General features: G+C 55.6%; 11 protein-coding genes. 7 read left to right on the forward strand and 4 right to left on the reverse strand.

Annotated features, from left to right (window positions below; all coding sequences use genetic code 11):
- Window position 1 precedes the first annotated feature (1 nt).
- The 6 genes from mukF (at window position 2) to AC0TN7_RS18655 (ending at window position 9,856) form a co-directional block, all read left to right on the forward strand.
- Window positions 2-1,324 (forward strand): chromosome partition protein MukF, encoded by a 1,323-nt coding sequence (mukF, locus tag AC0TN7_RS18630; protein ID WP_024907787.1) that lies wholly within the window; start codon window positions 2-4, stop codon window positions 1,322-1,324.
- Window positions 1,305-2,009, forward strand: a complete 705-nt coding sequence (gene mukE / locus AC0TN7_RS18635) for a chromosome partition protein MukE (protein ID WP_008499954.1) — start codon at window positions 1,305-1,307, stop codon at window positions 2,007-2,009. Before mukF ends, mukE begins: the two co-directional genes overlap by 20 nt.
- Window positions 2,009-6,460 carry a chromosome partition protein MukB gene (gene mukB / locus AC0TN7_RS18640; protein WP_463726898.1) on the forward strand — a complete coding sequence of 1,484 codons (4,452 nt, stop codon included), beginning with the start codon at window positions 2,009-2,011 and terminating at the stop codon, window positions 6,458-6,460. The genes mukE and mukB overlap by 1 nt, the downstream gene beginning before the upstream one ends.
- A 178-nt stretch (window positions 6,461-6,638) precedes the next feature.
- Window positions 6,639-8,462 carry a L,D-transpeptidase gene (ldtD, locus tag AC0TN7_RS18645; RefSeq protein WP_090417519.1) on the forward strand — a complete coding sequence of 608 codons (1,824 nt, stop codon included), beginning with the start codon at window positions 6,639-6,641 and terminating at the stop codon, window positions 8,460-8,462.
- A 174-nt stretch (window positions 8,463-8,636) separates the two neighbouring features.
- A complete protein-coding gene (gene mepK, locus AC0TN7_RS18650; protein WP_023335137.1) occupies window positions 8,637-9,188 on the forward strand; it encodes a peptidoglycan L,D-endopeptidase MepK in 552 nt (183 codons plus the stop codon).
- Between the two features lie 20 nt (window positions 9,189-9,208).
- Window positions 9,209-9,856: an MBL fold metallo-hydrolase gene (locus AC0TN7_RS18655; RefSeq protein ID WP_473702336.1), complete on the forward strand. Its 648-nt coding sequence runs from the start codon at window positions 9,209-9,211 to the stop codon at window positions 9,854-9,856.
- Between the two features lie 49 nt (window positions 9,857-9,905).
- Here AC0TN7_RS18655 and aspC read toward each other — a convergent pair whose 3' ends face one another.
- From aspC to pncB, 4 genes are all read right to left on the reverse strand, one after another.
- Window positions 9,906-11,096, reverse strand: a complete 1,191-nt coding sequence (gene aspC, locus AC0TN7_RS18660; RefSeq protein WP_473702337.1) for an aspartate transaminase — start codon at window positions 11,094-11,096, stop codon at window positions 9,906-9,908.
- Between the two features lie 184 nt (window positions 11,097-11,280).
- On the reverse strand, window positions 11,281-12,441 hold the full coding sequence (locus AC0TN7_RS18665) for a porin (protein ID WP_282439303.1): 1,161 nt from the start codon (window positions 12,439-12,441) through the stop codon (window positions 11,281-11,283).
- A 606-nt stretch (window positions 12,442-13,047) separates the two neighbouring features.
- Complete coding sequence (gene asnS / locus AC0TN7_RS18670; protein ID WP_024907781.1) at window positions 13,048-14,448, reverse strand: asparagine--tRNA ligase; 1,401 nt, start codon at window positions 14,446-14,448, stop codon at window positions 13,048-13,050.
- A gap of 166 nt (window positions 14,449-14,614) precedes the next feature.
- Entirely contained in the window at window positions 14,615-15,817 is a 1,203-nt protein-coding gene (gene pncB, locus AC0TN7_RS18675; protein ID WP_473702338.1) for a nicotinate phosphoribosyltransferase, read from the reverse strand.
- A gap of 254 nt (window positions 15,818-16,071) precedes the next feature.
- On the opposite strand from pncB, the gene pepN reads away from it, so the two are divergent.
- Window positions 16,072-18,684, forward strand: coding sequence for an aminopeptidase N (pepN, locus tag AC0TN7_RS18680; protein ID WP_420277999.1), 2,613 nt, complete (start codon window positions 16,072-16,074; stop codon window positions 18,682-18,684).
- Window positions 18,685-18,717 lie beyond the last annotated feature (33 nt).

Here is an 18,717-nt window from a genome sequence, read left to right on the forward strand (position 1 = left end):
TATGAGTGAATTTTCCCAGACAGTCCCCGAACTGGTTGCCTGGGCCAGGAAAAACGATTTCTCCATCTCGCTGCCGGTAGACAGACTCTCTTTCCTGCTGGCGGTCGCCACGCTGAACGGCGAGCGGCTGGATGGTGAAATGAGCGAGGGTGAACTGGTGGATGCGTTCCGCCACGTCAGTGATGCGTTTGAGCAAACCAGCGAAACCATTAGCGTGCGTGCCAACAACGCGATCAACGATATGGTGCGTCAACGTCTGCTGAACCGCTTTACCAGCGAGCAGGCGGAAGGAAACGCCATCTATCGCCTGACGCCGCTGGGCATCGGCATCACCGATTACTATATTCGCCAGCGTGAATTTTCCACGCTGCGTCTTTCCATGCAGCTCTCGATCGTGGCGGGTGAGCTTAAGCGCGCCGCCGACGCGGCGGATGAAAACGGTGACGAATTCCACTGGCACCGTAACGTCTACGCGCCGCTGAAATATTCGGTGGCGGAAATCTTCGACAGTATCGATCTCACCCAGCGCCTTATGGACGAACAGCAGCAGCAGGTGAAAGACGATATCGCGCAGTTGCTGAATAAAGACTGGCGAGCGGCTATCTCCAGCTGTGAACTTCTGCTGTCAGAAACCTCCGGCACGCTGCGCGAACTCCAGGATACGCTGGAAGCCGCAGGGGACAAGCTGCAGGCTAACCTGCTGCGCATCCAGGACGCAACGCTGGCGCATGACGATCTGCATTTTATCGACCGTCTGGTATTCGATCTGCAGAGCAAACTCGACCGCATTATCAGCTGGGGCCAGCAGTCGATCGACCTGTGGATCGGCTACGACCGACACGTGCATAAATTTATCCGTACCGCGATTGATATGGATAAAAACCGCGTCTTTGCCCAGCGTCTGCGTCAGTCGGTGCAGACCTATTTCGATGCACCGTGGGCGCTGACCTACGCCAATGCCGATCGTCTGCTGGATATGCGCGACGAAGAGATGGCGCTGCGCGATGAAGAGGTGACCGGTGAACTGCCACCGGATCTGGAATACGAAGAATTTAACGAAATTCGCGAGCAGCTTGCGGCGATGATCGAAGAACAGCTCGCTGTCTACAAAACCAGACAAGTGCCGCTGGATCTTGGGCTCGTGGTGCGCGACTATCTGGCGCAATATCCGCGCGCGCGCCACTTCGACGTTGCCCGCATTGTGGTAGACCAGGCGGTGCGCCTGGGCGTCGCACAAGCAGATTTCACCGGACTGCCGCCGAAGTGGCAGCCAATTAACGATTACGGAGCCAAGGTACAGGCGCATGTCATTGACAAATATTGAACAAGTGATGCCGGTTAAGCTGGCACAGGCGCTGGCGAATCCGTTATTTCCGGCGCTGGACAGCCAGCTGCGTGCCGGTCGTCACATTGGCTTAGACGAGCTGGATAATCACGCCTTTTTGATGGACTTCCAGGAGTACCTGGAAGAGTTTTACGCACGCTACAACGTGGAGCTTATTCGCGCGCCGGAAGGGTTTTTCTACCTGCGTCCACGCTCCACGACGCTGATTCCGCGTTCCGTGCTCTCGGAGCTGGATATGATGGTCGGCAAAATTCTTTGCTACCTCTATCTCAGCCCGGAACGTCTGGCGAATGAAGGGATCTTCACCCAGCAGGAACTTTACGACGAGCTGTTGACGCTGGCAGATGAGAGCAAACTGCTCAAGCTGGTGAACAACCGCTCCACGGGGTCGGATCTTGACCGTCAGAAATTACAGGAAAAGGTTCGCTCTTCCCTGAACCGTCTGCGTCGTCTGGGGATGGTCTGGTTTATGGGCCACGACAGCAGCAAATTCCGCATCACGGAATCTGTCTTCCGCTTTGGCGCCGACGTGCGTGCGGGTGATGACGCGCGTGAAGCGCAGCTTCGCATGATCCGCGACGGTGAAGCGATGCCGGTGGAGAACCATTTGCAGCTCAATGATGAGCATGAAGAGAATCTGCCGGATAGCGGGGAGGAAGAGTAATGATTGAACGCGGTAAATTTCGCTCACTGACGCTGATTAACTGGAACGGCTTCTTTGCCCGAACGTTCGATCTGGATGAGCTGGTCACGACGCTCTCCGGCGGTAACGGAGCGGGTAAATCCACCACCATGGCGGCCTTTGTCACGGCGCTGATCCCTGACCTGACGCTGCTTCACTTCCGTAACACCACCGAAGCGGGGGCCACAAGCGGTTCCCGTGATAAAGGTTTGCACGGGAAGCTGAAGGCCGGCGTCTGTTATTCGGTTCTGGACGTCATTAACTCCCGTCATCAGCGTGTGGTGGTGGGCGTACGCCTGCAGCAGGTTGCCGGTCGCGACCGTAAAGTGGATATCAAACCGTTTGCGATCCAGGGGCTGCCAACGTCCGTGCAGCCAACGGCGCTGCTGACGGAAACCCTGAACGAACGTCAGGCGCGTGTGCTGACGCTGCAGGAGCTGAAAGATAAGCTCGAAGCGATCGAAGGCGTACAGTTCAAACAGTTCAACTCGATTACCGACTACCATGCGCTGATGTTCGATCTGGGCGTGGTGGCGCGTCGTCTGCGCTCGGCATCAGACCGTAGCAAATACTATCGCCTGATCGAAGCGTCCCTTTATGGCGGTATCTCCAGCGCCATCACCCGCTCCCTGCGCGACTACCTGCTGCCGGAAAACAGCGGCGTACGTAAGGCTTTCCAGGATATGGAAGCGGCGCTGCGTGAAAACCGCATGACGCTGGAAGCGATTCGCGTTACCCAGTCCGACCGCGACCTGTTTAAACACCTGATCAGCGAAGCCACCAACTACGTGGCGGCGGACTACATGCGCCACGCCAACGAGCGACGCGTGCATCTCGATCAGGCATTAGAATATCGCCGCGAGCTGTTTACCTCCCGTAAACAGCTGGTGGCCGAGCAGTACAAGCACGTCGAAATGGCGCGCGAGCTGGGTGAGCACAACGGTGCCGAAGGCGACCTGGAAGCCGATTACCAGGCCGCCAGCGATCACCTGAACCTGGTGCAGACCGCGCTGCGTCAGCAGGAAAAAATCGAGCGCTATGAAGCGGATCTCGACGAGCTGCAAATTCGTCTCGAAGAGCAAAATGAAGTGGTGGCCGAAGCCGCCGACATGCAGGAAGAGAACGAAGCCCGCGCCGAAGCGGCCGAGCTGGAAGTGGATGAGCTGAAAAGCCAGCTTGCCGATTACCAGCAGGCACTTGACGTGCAGCAGACGCGAGCGATTCAGTACACCCAGGCATTGCAGGCATTACAGCGTGCGAAAGAGCTGTGTCACCTGCCTGACCTGACGCCGGATAGCGCCGACGAGTGGCTGGATACCTTCCAGGCCAAAGAGCAGGAAGCCACCGAGAAGCTGCTCTCCCTCGAACAGAAAATGAGCGTCGCGCAAACGGCGCACAGCCAGTTTGAGCAGGCTTATCAGCTGGCGGTCGCAATTAACGGCCCGCTGGCGCGTAACGAAGCCTGGGACGTTGCCCGTGAACTGCTGCGCGACGGTGTGAACCAGCGCCATCTGGCCGAACAGCTTCAGCCGCTGCGGATGCGTCTGAACGAGCTGGAACAGCGCCTGCGAGAGCAGCAGGAGGCCGAGCGTCTTCTGGCGGAATTCTGCAAGCGTCAGGGGAAAAATTACGATTTCGACGAGCTTGAGGCCCTGCATCAGGAGCTGGAAGCGCGTATCGCGGCCCTGTCCGATACCGTATCAAACGCCAGCGAACAGCGTATGACGCTGCGTCAGGAGCTGGAGCAGATTCAGTCCCGTTCGAAGACGCTCTTGCAACGAGCGCCGGTCTGGCTGGCGGCTCAAAGCAGCCTGAATCAGCTCAGCGAACAGTGCGGCGAGCAGTTCGAATCCAGCCAGGAAGTGACCGAATACCTGCAGCAGCTGCTGGAGCGCGAGCGCGAAGCCATTGTTGAGCGTGACGAAGTCGGCACGCGCAAGCGTGAAGTCGACGAAGAAATTGAACGCTTAAGCCAGCCGGGCGGTGCGGAAGACCCGCGCCTCAATGCCCTGGCGGAGCGTTTTGGCGGCGTGCTGCTGTCCGAGATTTACGACGATGTCGGTCTGGACGACGCGCCATACTTCTCCGCGCTGTACGGTCCATCCCGTAACGCGATTGTGGTCCCGGATCTGTCGCTGATTTCTGAGCAGCTTGCCGGCCTGGAAGATTGCCCGGAAGACCTCTATCTGATCGAAGGGGATCCGCAGTCGTTCGATGACAGCGTCTTCAGCGTCGACGAGCTGGAAAAAGCGGTCGTGGTGAAAATCGCCGACCGTCAGTGGCGTTATTCCCGCTTCCCTGAGCTGCCGCTGTTTGGCCGCGCCGCGCGCGAAAGCCGCATCGAAAGCCTGCACGCCGAGCGTGAAACGCTGTCTGAACGTTTCGCGACGCTGTCGTTTGACGTGCAGAAAACCCAGCGCCTGCACCAGGCGTTTAGCCGCTTTATCGGCAGCCATCTGGCCGTGGCCTTTGAAGCTGACCCGGAAGCGGAAATTCGCAAGCTCAATACCCGCCGTGGCGAGCTGGAACGTGCCATTGCCAGTCATGAAAGCGACAACCAGCAGAGCCGCGTCCAGTTCGAGCAGGCGAAAGAGGGCGTCGCGGCCCTTAACCGCATTCTGCCGCGCCTGAATCTGCTGGCGGATGACACGCTGGCTGACCGTGTGGATGAGATCCAGGAGCGTCTGGATGAAGCGCAGGAAGCCGCGCGTTTCGTTCAGCAGCACGGCAATCAGCTGGCGAAGCTGGAGCCCGTCGTGTCTGTACTGCAGAGCGACCCGGAACAGTTCGAGCAGTTAAAAGAAGACTATGCCTGGTCACAGCAGGTGCAGCGCGAGGCGCGTCAGCAGGCGTTTGCCCTGACGGAGGTGGTGCAGCGTCGCGCCCACTTCGGCTACTCCGATTCGGCTGAAATGCTGAGCGGTAACAGCGACCTGAACGAAAAACTGCGTCAACGCCTTGAGCAGGCGGAAGCGGAACGTACTCGCGCCCGTGAAGCAATGCGCAGCCACTCCGCTCAACTGAACCAGTACAACCAGGTGCTGGCCTCGCTGAAAAGCTCCTTCGACACCAAGAAAGAGCTGTTAAACGATCTGCAGAAAGAGCTTCAGGACATCGGCGTGCGTGCCGACAGTGGGGCAGAAGAGCGCGCGCGTATTCGTCGTGACGAGCTGCATTCTCAGCTCAGCAATAACCGCGCGCGTCGTAATCAGCTGGAAAAAGCGCTGACCTTCTGCGAAGCGGAAATGGATAACCTGACCCGTCGCCTGCGCAAGCTGGAGCGCGACTACTTTGAGATGCGTGAGCAGGTTGTGACCGCGAAGGCGGGCTGGTGCGCGGTGATGCGCATGGTGAAAGACAATAACGTTGAGCGTCGTCTGCACCGCCGTGAACTGGCATATCTCTCAGCCGACGAGCTGCGTTCCATGTCGGATAAGGCGTTGGGTGCGCTGCGTCTGGCGGTGGCGGATAACGAACACCTGCGCGACGTGCTGCGTATGTCGGAAGATCCAAAACGTCCGGAACGTAAAATCCAGTTCTTCGTGGCGGTTTACCAGCACCTGCGCGAACGTATTCGTCAGGACATCATCCGTACTGACGATCCGGTCGAGGCTATCGAACAGATGGAAATCGAGCTGGGTCGCCTGACGGAGGAGCTGACCTCCCGCGAGCAGAAGCTGGCTATCAGCTCCCGCAGCGTGGCGAACATCATTCGTAAAACCATTCAGCGCGAGCAGAACCGTATCCGCCAGCTGAACCAGGGTCTGCAGAGCGTGTCGTTTGGCCAGGTGAACAGCGTGCGCCTCAACGTCAACGTGCGTGAAGCCCACGCGACGCTGCTGGAAGTGCTGTCTGAGCAGCACGAGCAGCATCAGGATCTGTTCAACAGCAACCGTCTGACCTTCTCCGAAGCGCTGGCGAAGCTGTATCAGCGCCTGAACCCGCAGATTGATATGGGCCAGCGTACGCCGCAAACCATCGGTGAAGAGCTGCTGGATTACCGTAACTACCTGGAAATGGAGGTTGAGGTAAACCGTGGCTCAGACGGCTGGCTGCGTGCGGAATCCGGGGCGCTCTCAACCGGTGAAGCGATCGGTACCGGGATGTCAATTCTGGTGATGGTTGTCCAGAGCTGGGAAGATGAAGCGCGCCGTCTGCGCGGCAAAGACATCTCGCCATGCCGACTGCTGTTCCTGGATGAGGCAGCGCGTCTTGATGCCCGCTCCATTGCCACGCTGTTCGAGCTTTGCGAACGTCTCGATATGCAGCTCATTATTGCGGCGCCGGAGAACATCAGCCCCGAGAAAGGCACTACCTACAAGCTGGTGCGTAAAGTGTTCCAGAACAGCGAACACGTTCACGTTGTGGGGCTGCGTGGCTTTGCGCCGCAGCCGCCAGAGTCATTGCCGGAAACCACAGCCGACGCTTCCTGAAGTATCTTCTGACCCAAAGCGGCGCCCTGGCGCCGCTTTTTTTTTAAACTTAACTTGTGCTTAGGGCTGCGTTATCTTTAAACTTCTTTACATAAGGTAAGGCAACAGCTTAGCCGTCTACCTATAATGAAAGAAAGCCCCAACGTGATGGGCATGTCGTGAAAACAGGGGGCAAGGGATGTTGCTTAAGAAAGAATGTGGTCGTCAGCTGTCTGCGCTGAGTTTGTGCCTGGCAGTGATGTTTGCTCCGCTGTTAACCGCCCAGGCCGACGAGCCTGAAATTGTGCCGACTGACAGCTCGGCAACGACAGGCGCGCAGCCAACGTCGTTGTCCCAGCCGCTGGACCAGTCTCCGGCGACGGCTGTCATGGCCGGTATTAAACCGCTGCCGGAAGGCATCGACGCCGAATCGCTCAGTCAGCAGCTGCAGTCGGGGCTGCCGTCAGGCTACACGCCTGTCTATATCAATCAGCTCACGCTCCTCTATGCTGCCCGCGATATGAAACCGATGTGGGAAAACCGCGATGCCGTGCGCGCCTTCCAGCAACAGCTGGCGGAGGTCGCGATTGCAGGGTTTCAGCCGCAGTTTACAAAATGGGTTGAGCTGTTAACCGATCCTGCTGTCACCGGGCAGGCGCGGGACGTGGTGCTTTCCGATGCCATGATGGGCTACCTGCAGTTCGTGGCGGGTATTCCTGTCAATGGCAACCGCTGGCTGTACAGCGATAAACCTTACAAACTGGCGACGCCAGCGCTGTCGGTGATTAATCAATGGCAGCTAGCGCTGGATAATGGCGAACTGCCGCGCTTTATCGCCAGCCTGGCACCGACGCACCCACAATATGCCACTCTGCACCAGTCGCTCCTCGCGCTGGTGGGGGACACGCGTCCGTGGCCGCAAATGCGCGGTACCGCGACGCTGCGTCCGGGGCAGTGGAGCAGCGATGTGCCCGCCCTGCGCGAGATCCTGGTGCGTTCCGGTATTCTGGAAGGCGGGCCAAAGATTGCTCTCCCGGGTGATGATCCACAAAACGTCGCCGTCAGCCCGTCAGCTCCCGTGAAAGAGAAGAAAGCCGTTGTCCTGAGCGACAAACCCGCGGCTTACGATCGCGAGCTGGTTGCGGCCGTTAAGCAATTCCAGGCCGCTCAGGGGCTGGGGGCCGATGGCGTCATTGGCCAGACGACGCGTGACTGGCTGAACGTATCGCCTGCGCAGCGGGCAGGGGTGCTGGCGCTCAATATCCAGCGTTTGCGCTTGCTGCCGGGAACGCTCTCTACCGGGATTATGGTTAACATCCCGGCGTATTCCCTGGTCTATTACCAGGACGGTAGCGAAAAACTGGCGTCGCGCGTGATTGTCGGGCGTCCGGATCGTAAAACACCGATGATGAGCAGCGCGCTGAATAACGTGGTGGTAAACCCGCCGTGGAACGTGCCGCCGACTCTGGCGCGAAAAGACATTCTGCCGAAGGTCTGGAACGACCCGGGTTATCTGGAACGTCATGGTTATACGGTGATGCGTGGATGGAACAGTAAAGAGGCCATCGATCCTTATATGGTCGACTGGTCGACGATCACAGCGTCAAATCTGCCGTTCCGTTTCCAGCAGGCTCCCGGGGCGCATAACTCTTTAGGGCGCTACAAATTCAATATGCCGAGTTCAGAAGCTATCTATCTGCACGATACGCCGAACCACAACCTGTTCCAGAAAGATACCCGCGCGCTGAGTTCTGGCTGCGTGCGCGTGAACAAAGCCTCGGAGCTGGCCAATATGCTGCTTCAGGATGCGGGCTGGAACGATACGCGTATTTCGGATGCCCTGAAGCAGGGGGATACACGTTACGTTAATATTCGCCACAATATTCCGGTCAATCTTTACTATCTGACGGCGTTTGTGGGCGAGGATGGGCGTACCCAGTATCGTACAGATATTTACAATTATGATCTCACCGCGCGATCCGGCGCACAAATTTTGCCAAAAGCGGAACAATTAATCAGGTAAATGAAGCAGTTCGGGAAAAATGATTGTCGTAAGTTATGGTGAATAAGCGGCTATATCGCCGCAAGCCGCGTATTCACTGGGGTTGGGCGCCTTGACGTACCTGGTTTTGCCAGTTATGGTGCCCTTCGTGCGCTAAGCATATTACGATTTCTTTTACCTGTAGACCTGATTATCATGGACAAATTTGACGCTAATCGCCGCAAACTGCTGGCGTTAGGTGGCGTTGCGCTCGGCGCAGCGGCCATCCTGCCGACGCCAGCATTTGCCACCCTCTCGACACCTCGTCCGCGAGTTTTAACGCTCAACAATCTTCATACCGGTGAGTCGCTAAAAGCGGAGTTTTTCGATGGCAGAGGCTATATTCAGGATGAATTAGCAAGACTTAACCATTTTTTCCGTGATTTCCGCGCGAATAAAATAAAAGCCATCGATCCTGGACTGTTTGATCAGATTTTCCGCCTTCAGGGCCTGCTGGGCACCAGCAAGCCGGTGCAGCTCATTTCTGGCTATCGCTCGATTGATACCAACAATGAACTGCGCGCCCACAGTCGCGGGGTAGCGAAAAAAAGCTATCACACGAAGGGACAGGCAATGGATTTCCATATTGAAGGCGTTTCGTTAGCCAATATTCGCAAAGCTGCGTTATCTATGCGCGCAGGTGGTGTAGGATATTACCCCAGCAGCAACTTTGTGCATATTGATACCGGTCCGGTTCGGCACTGGTAATAACGAAACACAGGAGCAGTATGAACTATCGTATTATTCCGGTTACCGCGTTCTCCCAGAATTGTTCACTCATTTGGTGCGAACAGGCTAAACTGGCCGCGCTTGTCGATCCCGGCGGTGACGCTGAGAAGATCAAGCAGGAAGTCGCCGACAGTGGCGTGACGCTCATGCAGATTTTACTGACGCATGGTCACCTCGACCATGTGGGCGCAGCGGCTGAACTGGCTGAACACTACGGCGTGCCGATTGTCGGTCCGGAAAAAGAAGATGAGTTCTGGCTGCAGGGATTACCTGCCCAAAGCCGCATGTTTGGCCTTGATGAGTGTCAGCCCCTGACGCCCGATCGCTGGCTGAACGACGGAGAGCGCGTTAACGTAGGGAATGTGACTTTACAGGTGTTGCATTGTCCTGGACATACGCCAGGCCATATTGCCTTCTTTGATGACCAGTCTCGTCTGCTGATTTCCGGCGATGTGATTTTCAAAGGTGGCGTAGGACGCAGTGATTTTCCTCGCGGCGATCACGGGCAGCTGATTCAGTCGATTAAACAGAAGCTATTGCCGCTGCGTGATGATGTGACGTTTATTCCTGGACATGGTCCGATGTCGACGCTGGGCTATGAACGGCTCCATAACCCGTTCCTTCAGGATGAAATGCCTGTCTGGTAACCCGAATAAAAAAAAGCCTGCGTAACGCAGGCTTTTTTATGGGCGCAAATTACAGTACGGCGACAATCGCTTCGCACAGTGGCGCCATGTTGTCAGGCGTCATGCCTGCAACGTTCACGCGGCCAGAGGCCACGGCGTACACGCCAAACTCTTCACGCAGACGCAGAACCTGCTCTTTGGTCAGGCCGCTGAACGAGAACATGCCGTTCTGTTTGATGATAAAGCTGAAGTCGCGGTCTGCGCCTTTCTCAGCCAGGGTGTTCACAAACAGCAGGCGCATGCGCTGAATACGCTGACGCATATCGTTCAGCTCTTGTTCCCAGATAGCGCGCAGCGCATCGTTGCTCAGGATAGTGGCAACAACAGACGCACCGTGTGCCGGTGGGTTAGAGTAGTTAGCGCGGATAACCGATTTCATCTGGCTGAACGCACGATCGACGGTCTCTTCGTTAGCAGCAACCAGCGTACAGGCACCCACACGCTCATTGTACAGACCGAAGTTCTTGGAATAGGAGCTAGCGACAATCAGCTCCTGATGCACGGCTGCGAACGCGCGCAGGCCTTCGGCATCTTCTTCCAGACCACGGGCGAAGCCCTGGTAGGCAAAGTCAAACAGCGGCAGCCAGCCTTTTTCTACGGACAGCTTCGCCAGGTTTTGCCACTGCTCAAGCGTCGGATCGATACCGGTTGGGTTGTGGCAGCAGCCGTGGAACAGCACCACGTCACCCGCCTGCGCTTCGCTCAGGCTCGCCAGCAGGCCGTCAAAGTCGAGAGAGTGGTTTGCCGCGTCGTAGTAGGCGTATTCACGCACTTCCAGACCCGCAGAGTTAAACACGCTCTTGTGGTTAGGCCAGCTTGGGTTGCTTACCCATACGCGCTTAACAGAGGTGTTTTTCGCAAGGAAATCCGCCGCCACGCGCAGCGCACCGGTACCGCCCGGAGTCTGTGCTGTACGGGCACGTTTGTCACTCACAATTGCGCTGCCTTTACCGAACAGCAGCTCCTGGGTACAGCGACCAAATTCAGGGATACCATCAATACCGAGGTAGTTTTTGGTGGTTTCGTTTTCCAGCAGATACTGCTCAGCTTTCTTGACGCTGGTCAGTACCGGAGTTTTGCCGGTTTCATCTTTATATACACCAATACCCAGGTTGATTTTGCCAGGGCGGTCGTCGGCACGAAACAGATCGGCCAGGCCCAGAATCGGGTCGGCAGGAGCGGCGGTAATGTTCTCAAACATGACGAAGTTCCATTGTGATTACAGAAGTGAAATCCGCTATCAGGTTAACGGTAGATTTACAAAATGCCAACCGTTTGCGACGAAAAGCGTGCGGCTTTTCAAAAGTCGCCATTATTTTCTATCACACATAAAAAAACAGGGCCGAAGCCCTGTTCATTAAGCATATAACAAAGTGGTGTTCTGATTAGAACTGGTAAACGATACCAACCGCAGCCTGGTCGTCAGTTGCCAGCTTAGCAGATTCAGAGTAGGCATTGTCGTCCAGCAGGTTGAATTTGTACGCGGCGTACACGTTCATGTTCTTGTTGAAGTAGTACCAGGTACCCACTTCGATGTATTTCACCAGGTCAGCATCGCCACCGGTGAAGGTTCCGCGTGCTTTCAGGTCCTTACCTTTAGACTGGACGTAGCCCAGGGATGGACGCAGACCGAAGTCGAACTGGTACTGAACAACGGCTTCGATGTTCTGAGTTTTGTTCGCGAAGTTGTTATCAGCTTCACGCGTCATGTTAGTGGTTTCAGCATACTGAACCGCTGCATAAATGTTATTCGCATCGTATTTCGCAGCAGTAGACCATGCTTCAGCACGATCGCCGCCTGCGCTTGCCCAGTCAGCGGAATTGCCAGCGGCAACCTGCTCGTTGGTACGGTCAGCAGTTTCATAGCCCGCTGCCAGTGCGAAACCTTCGCCCAGTTCGTACTGAACAGAGGAGCTGAAGCCGTCGCCATTAGCTTTAGCGCCGTTACCGCCGCGACCAACGTTGATCAGCTGACCATCGTCAGTATAAGTTGCAGCAACAGCATTGCTGCGCTCGTTTTTACCCTGATACTGAAGGGCAAAGCTCAGGCCATCAACCAGACCGAAGAAGTTTTTGTTACGGTAGGTCAGCAGGCCAGAAGAACGACCGTTCATGAAGTTATCCGTTGCAACCCATGAGTCGCCGCCCCATTCTACCAGCATATCGGTATACGCTGCCGCGTCATAGATAGCGCCGTAGTTACGACCGTAGTCCAGAGAACCCGCGTCGCCGAAGTTCAGACCAGCAAATGCCAGACGGGTTTTAGTACCCTGAGAACCTTCTGCGTTAGACGCGTCCATGTTGTATTCCCACTGACCGTAACCAGTAATCTGGTCGTTGATCTGGGTTTCACCTTTGAAACCGATACGGGCATAGGTGGTATCTTCGTTGCTGGATTTACCGTTAGTGGTCCAGATGTGCTCACCTACAGCTTTACCGTAGAAGTCCAGCTTGTTAGCGTTTTTGTTATAGATTTCTGCAGCGTTAGCTGCACCAGCTACCAGCAGAGCAGGGATAACCACTGCCAGAATATTGCGCTTCATCATTATTTATTACCCTCATTGGTTTTTTTATGACACTCGCCACTGCCGTCAATAAATTCTGTCAATAAATATTTCCGGAACTATTGATGAGAGTTTGGTGTCTTTATGTATCTGACAGGCATCTTTCCATTCGGCGAAGCGTTTCGCTAGCCTGAAAGTGCTACAATTCTCAAGATTAAGTAACCGAAAGAAAATATGTGTAACTAAATATGTATTTTTGGGAACTTTGTGAACCACCTCAAACTTCAGAGTGCCCTGGCGAATTAAGCGACAGGACATATCCTATATATATGAATTCCTTATGATTAATTGAGATAACGGCGATTCATATAAACAGAGGCTAAACGACTCAGTTTTTCTTATGACCCCAGAAAGCCTTCTGGATGGCTGTAAAAGTGGTTGAAATTTGTGCTAACGCTTGAGGATGTAATAATCGCAATAAGAATGGGGTTTATTTTTTGTGGCTGAATATTTCGCGGAAACAAAACGTAACAGGTAGTGGTTGTGACGGGGTGAAGGTTTAAAGATGCTGACTTTGCGCTGACGAAAACTGACAATGCAGAATAAAATAATGGCCAGCACAGGCTGGCCATTTTAGTTTTTTACCGATTAGAAGCTGGCGTTACGTGGTGTACGTGGGAATGGAATCACGTCGCGAACGTTCTGAACTCCGGTAACGTAGGCGATCAGACGCTCGAAGCCGAGACCAAAACCGGCGTGCGGTACGGTACCGTAACGACGCAGATCGCGGTACCAGCTGTAGTCAGCTGGGTTGAGCCCCATCTCTTCCATACGCGCGTCCAGCACGTCAAGACGCTCTTCACGCTGAGAGCCACCGATGATTTCACCGATGCCCGGCGCCAGGACGTCCATCGCTGCCACGGTTTTACCGTCTTCGTTAAGGCGCATATAGAAGGCCTTAATGTCTTTCGGGTAGTTTTTAACGACAACCGGCGCTTTGAAATGTTTCTCGGCCAGATAGCGTTCGTGTTCAGACGCCAGGTCAACGCCCCAGTAAACCGGGTTCTCGAACGTCTCACCGCATTTCTCGAGGATCGCCACCGCGTCGGTATAGTCCACCTGCGCAAAGTCGGCAGACACAAAACGCTCCAGACGCGCCACAGCATCGCTGTCTACGCGTTCTGCGAAGAATTTCATGTCGTCAGGACGCTCTTCCAGCACCGCTTTGAATACATACTTCAGCATCGCTTCCGCCAGACCCGCAACATCGTCCAGGTCGGCGAACGCCACTTCCGGCTCCAGCATCCAGAATTCCGCCAGGTGACGGCTGGTGTTGGAGTTTTCGGCACGGAAGGTTGGGCCAAAGGTGTAGATCTTAGACAGCGCACAGGCGTACGTTTCGCCGTTGAGCTGACCGGATACCGTCAGGAAAGCTTCTTTACCAAAGAAGTCTTTGTCATAGTCCACTTTACCTTCCGGCGTGCGCGGCAGGTTTTCCATGTCCAGCGTCGAGACGCGGAACATCTCACCCGCACCTTCTGTGTCGGACGCGGTGATCAGCGGGGTAGACACCCAGAAGTAACCCTGCTCGTCGAAGAAACGATGCAGCGCCTGCGCCAGCGTATGACGCACGCGCGCCACCGCACCAATCAGGTTGGTACGTGGACGCAGGTGCGCCACTTCACGCAGGTATTCAATGCTGTGACGTTTTGCTGCCATCGGGTAGGTATCCGGATCTTCAACCCAGCCGGTGACTTCAATGGCTGAGGCCTGAATTTCGAAACTCTGGCCCTGGCCCGGGGATGCCACAACCACGCCGGTGACAATAACGGAACAGCCCGTCGTCAGGCGCAGAACGTCATCATTGTAATTGGGCAGAGAATTATTAATGACGGCCTGTACAGGATCAAAGCAGGAACCGTCATAGACGGCAAGGAAGGAGATGCCAGCTTTAGAATCTCGGCGGGTACGCACCCATCCGCGCACGGTGACCTGTTGGTCAACGGCGACACGGCCCTGGAGTACGTCGGCTACAGGCACAACGCTCATAATATTCTCTCTGTTAATAGTCGGAAAAAATAAATACTTGTCCACCCTTATGGGGGGATATCTATGTTACCTGCCATCCGCTATCAGACAAGTAAATTTCGCAGTCAAAAGAGAAGAATTAAGAAATAAATAAGAAGAGGGGAGCCATAAAGGCTCCCGTAAGCGCTTAACTGGCTTTTTTGATCTGAGGAAGATCGAAGGCTTTGCGCAACGCGCGAACAAACGCTTTGTCATGGCAGATGGTTTTGCCCGGGCTGTCGGAGAGCTTCGCCACCGGCTTGCCGTTACATTCCACCAGTTTGATGACAATATTCAGAGGTTTTACCTGAGGAATATCGCAGGTCAAACGGGTACCAATGCCGAAGCTCAGGTTCACCCGGGTGTTGAAATGGCGATAGAGTTCGACCGCTTTCGCCAGGTCGAGATTATCGGAGAAGACCAGCACCTTGCTCATCGGATCAATGCCGAGTTTCTCGTAATGGGCAATGGCCTTCTCGCCCCATTCAACCGGATCCCCGGAGTCGTGGCGTAATCCCTGGTAACGTTCAGCGAACTCGGGACCAAAGTCGCGCAGGAAGGCATCCATCGTAATACAGTCGGTGAGGGCGATCCCGAGTTGATTCGGGTACTCCTCAAGCCATGCGGCCAGTGCCGCGCGCTGGCTGTTAGCCAGATCGGGGCTGATCTGCTGATGCGCCTGGAACCACTCGTGCGCCTGGGTACCCATTGGCGTCAGGCTAAGGCGACGTGCCAGATCGTAGTTACTGGTGCCTACAAACCACGGCTCCTGCTGAAGACGTTTAACGATGGCCTCCTGAACGTCGCGCGAGAAACGACGGCGGGTGCCAAAGTCCATCAGGCGGAAGCGGGACATGTCTAACCCTTCGGTCAGCGTGGAGAAGGCAGCGAGTTTATTTTCCAGCGCGGCGACCGCCTGCTCGACGCCCGTTTCCGGCGAACGGTAGCGGTGAGCCAGTTCGCTGATCACCGCCAGAAGCGGCACTTCCCACATGATCACTTCCCGCCACGGACCTTCAAGGCGAATATCCAGCTTGCCGTTATCGTTAAGCACGGTGACCTGCTCCGGCTTATAGCGGAAATCGCGCAGCCAGTTCAGATAGTCGGCTTTGAAGAAAGGCAGGCCAGAAAGCCACTGATATTCCTCGTCCTGCAGCCTCAGATGCTGCATAGCATTGACCTGTTCACGAATGGCGTCTGCGTAGATACCGAGCAAGTCGTCGCCACGGCAGCGGAATTCCGCCGCGACATGAACGTCATAGTAATGGTGGAAAACGGCTTGCTGCATATGCAGTTTATACGCGTCGGTATCCAGCAACGTATGCAGAACTGGAGAAGCGAATTGAGTCATAGGTGCGCAGTAGCATCCTCTCACAGGAGCGTTTAGTACAATAAACAACTCCGGAGTATACCTTGTTTAGTGATTTATTGAACCCCGATCACAACATAAGCGCGTTTTATGGTCGAGGGCATTTTGTGCCCCGTGTTATACAAATGTAGCAAAAAAAGGTTTTGACCCTGAAAAGATGAACATTCTGCATAGCGCGTTTTGCGCAACAGGAATATATTGAAACGTTACTCGACAAACGATGCATAAGGTTTTCTATGACACAACAGCCACAAGCCAAATACCGCCACGACTACCGTGCGCCGGATTACCTGATTAGCGAAATCGATCTGACTTTTGACCTGGATGCCACTAAAACCGTTGTCACGGCGGTAAGCAAGGTGACGCGCCACAGCGCAACTGCGGTGCCGCTGCGTCTGGATGGTGAAGACCTGACGCTGGTCTCCCTGCATATTAATGATGAAGCCTGGTCAGACTATAAAGAAGAAAACAACCAGCTGGTCATCGACAACCTGCCGGAACAGTTTACGCTGCGCATCGTGAATGAAATCAGCCCGGCCGCCAACACCGCGCTGGAAGGGCTTTATCAGTCAGGCGTGGCGCTGTGTACCCAGTGTGAAGCGGAAGGGTTCCGCCACATTACATGGTATCTTGACCGCCCGGACGTCCTGGCGCGCTTCACCACCAAAATCATCGCCGATAAAACCCTCTATCCCTTCCTGCTCTCCAACGGTAATCGCGTAGGTGAAGGCGAGCTGGAGAATGGCCGTCACTGGGTGCAGTGGCAGGATCCGTTCCCGAAACCGTGCTACCTGTTTGCGCTGGTGGCGGGGGACTTCGACGTGCTGCGTGACACCTTCAAAACGCGCTCAGGCCGTGAGGTGGCGCTGGAGCTGTTTGTTGACCGCGGCAACCTTGACCGCGCGCCGTGGGCGATGACCTCCCTCATCAACTCCATGAAGTGGGACGAGGAGCGCTTCGGCCTCGAATATGATCTCGACATCTATATGATCGTCGCCGTCGATTTCTTCAACATGGGCGCAATGGAGAATAAAGGCCTGAACGTCTTTAACTCCAAATACGTTCTGGCGCGTACCGATACCGCAACGGACAAAGACTACCTCGATATCGAACGCGTCATCGGCCACGAATATTTCCACAACTGGACCGGCAACCGCGTCACCTGCCGCGACTGGTTCCAGCTCAGCCTGAAAGAGGGCCTGACCGTCTTCCGTGACCAGGAGTTCAGCTCCGATCTGGGTTCACGCGCGGTAAACCGCATCAACAACGTGCGTACCATGCGCGGCCTGCAGTTTGCGGAAGATGCCAGCCCAATGGCGCATCCGATACGCCCGGATAAAGTCATCGAGATGAACAACTTCTACACCCTGACGGTGTACGAGAAGGGCGCCGAAATTATCCGCATGATCCACACCCTGCTGGGGGAAGAGAACTTCCAGAAAGGGATGCAGCTGTACTTTGAGCGTCATGACGGCAGCGCGGCCACCTGCGACGATTTTGTGCAGGCAATGGAAGATGCCTCTAATGTCGATCTCTCTCACTTCCGCCGCTGGTACAGCCAGGCCGGTACGCCGATTGTTACCGTCAAAGACGACTACAATCCGGAAACCGAGCAGTACACCCTGACCATCAGCCAGCGCACGCCGCCGACGGCAGAGCAGGAAGAGAAATACCCGCTACATATTCCGTTCAGCATTGAGCTGTACGATAACGAAGGCAAAGTCATTCCACTGCAGAAGGGCGGTCACCCGGTACACCACGTGCTGAACGTGACCCAGGCCGAGCAGACCTTTATCTTCGATAACGTCTATTTCCAGCCGGTGCCTGCGCTGCTGTGTGAATTCTCCGCGCCGGTGAAGCTGGAGTACAAGTGGAGCGATCAGCAGCTGACGTTCCTGATGCGTCACGCGCGTAACGATTTCTCCCGCTGGGATGCCGCACAAAGCCTGCTGGCGACCTACATCAAGCTCAACGTAAACCGTCATCAGCAGGGCCAGCCGCTGTCGCTGCCTGTTCACGTAGCTGACGCGTTCCGCGCGATCCTGCTGGATGAGAAGATTGACCCGGCATTGGCCGCAGAAATTCTGACTCTGCCGTCAGCGACTGAAATCGCGGAGTTGTTCGAGATTATCGATCCGATCGCGATCGTGGCGGTGCGTGAAGCGTTGACCCGTACGCTGGCTACTGAGCTGGCGGACGAGTTCCTCGCCATTTATAACGCCAACAAGCTTGACGCTTATCGCGTTGAGCACGCGGACATTGGTAAACGTTCTCTGCGCAACACCTGCCTGCGCTATCTGGCGTTTGGTGAAACCGAGCTGGCGAACACCCTGGTGAGCAAGCAGTATCACGAGGCGGATAACATGACCGACGCCCTGGCCGCGCTGGGCGCAAGCGTTGCTGCTGAACTGCCGTGCCGCGATGCGCTGATGCAGGAGTACGACGACAAGTGGCATCAGGATGGCCTGGTGATGGACAAGTGGTTCATCCTGCAGGCGACCAGCCCGGCGGCCGATGCACTCAGCAACGTACGCAGCCTGCTGAAGCATCGTTCCTTTACCCTGAGCAACCCAAACCGCGTGCGTTCGCTGATTGGCGCGTTTGCCAGCAGCAACCCGGCGGCGTTCCACGCCGAAGACGGCAGCGGTTATCAGTTCATGGTGGAAATGCTGACCGAGCTGAACAGCCGTAACCCGCAGGTGGCGTCGCGCCTGATTGAGCCGCTGATCCGTCTGAAGCGTTACGATGCGAAGCGTCAGGCGAAGATGCGTGCCGCGCTTGAGCAGCTGAAAGGGCTGGAAAATCTGTCTGGTGATTTGTACGAGAAGATTGCTAAAGCGTTAGCGTAATATAAGTTAACCCTCCCTCTCCCTGTGGGAGAG

This window comes from Enterobacter sp. PL_is511 (assembly GCF_055816065.1).

Bases quoted from the DNA above. Each gene is read 5' to 3' on its own strand.
- ldtD (WP_090417519.1), top strand. From the start codon at position 6,639: ATGTTGCTTAAGAAAGAATGTGGTCGTCAGCTGTCTGCGCTGAGTTTG.
- asnS (WP_024907781.1), bottom strand. From the start codon at position 14,448: ATGAGCGTTGTGCCTGTAGCCGACGTACTCCAGGGCCGTGTCGCCGTT.
- pepN (WP_420277999.1), top strand. From the start codon at position 16,072: ATGACACAACAGCCACAAGCCAAATACCGCCACGACTACCGTGCGCCG.
- pncB (WP_473702338.1), bottom strand. From the start codon at position 15,817: ATGACTCAATTCGCTTCTCCAGTTCTGCATACGTTGCTGGATACCGAC.
- AC0TN7_RS18655 (WP_473702336.1), top strand. From the start codon at position 9,209: ATGAACTATCGTATTATTCCGGTTACCGCGTTCTCCCAGAATTGTTCA.
- mukF (WP_024907787.1), top strand. From the start codon at position 2: ATGAGTGAATTTTCCCAGACAGTCCCCGAACTGGTTGCCTGGGCCAGG.
- mukB (WP_463726898.1), top strand. From the start codon at position 2,009: ATGATTGAACGCGGTAAATTTCGCTCACTGACGCTGATTAACTGGAAC.
- aspC (WP_473702337.1), bottom strand. From the start codon at position 11,096: ATGTTTGAGAACATTACCGCCGCTCCTGCCGACCCGATTCTGGGCCTG.
- mepK (WP_023335137.1), top strand. From the start codon at position 8,637: ATGGACAAATTTGACGCTAATCGCCGCAAACTGCTGGCGTTAGGTGGC.
- AC0TN7_RS18665 (WP_282439303.1), bottom strand. From the start codon at position 12,441: ATGATGAAGCGCAATATTCTGGCAGTGGTTATCCCTGCTCTGCTGGTA.
- mukE (WP_008499954.1), top strand. From the start codon at position 1,305: ATGTCATTGACAAATATTGAACAAGTGATGCCGGTTAAGCTGGCACAG.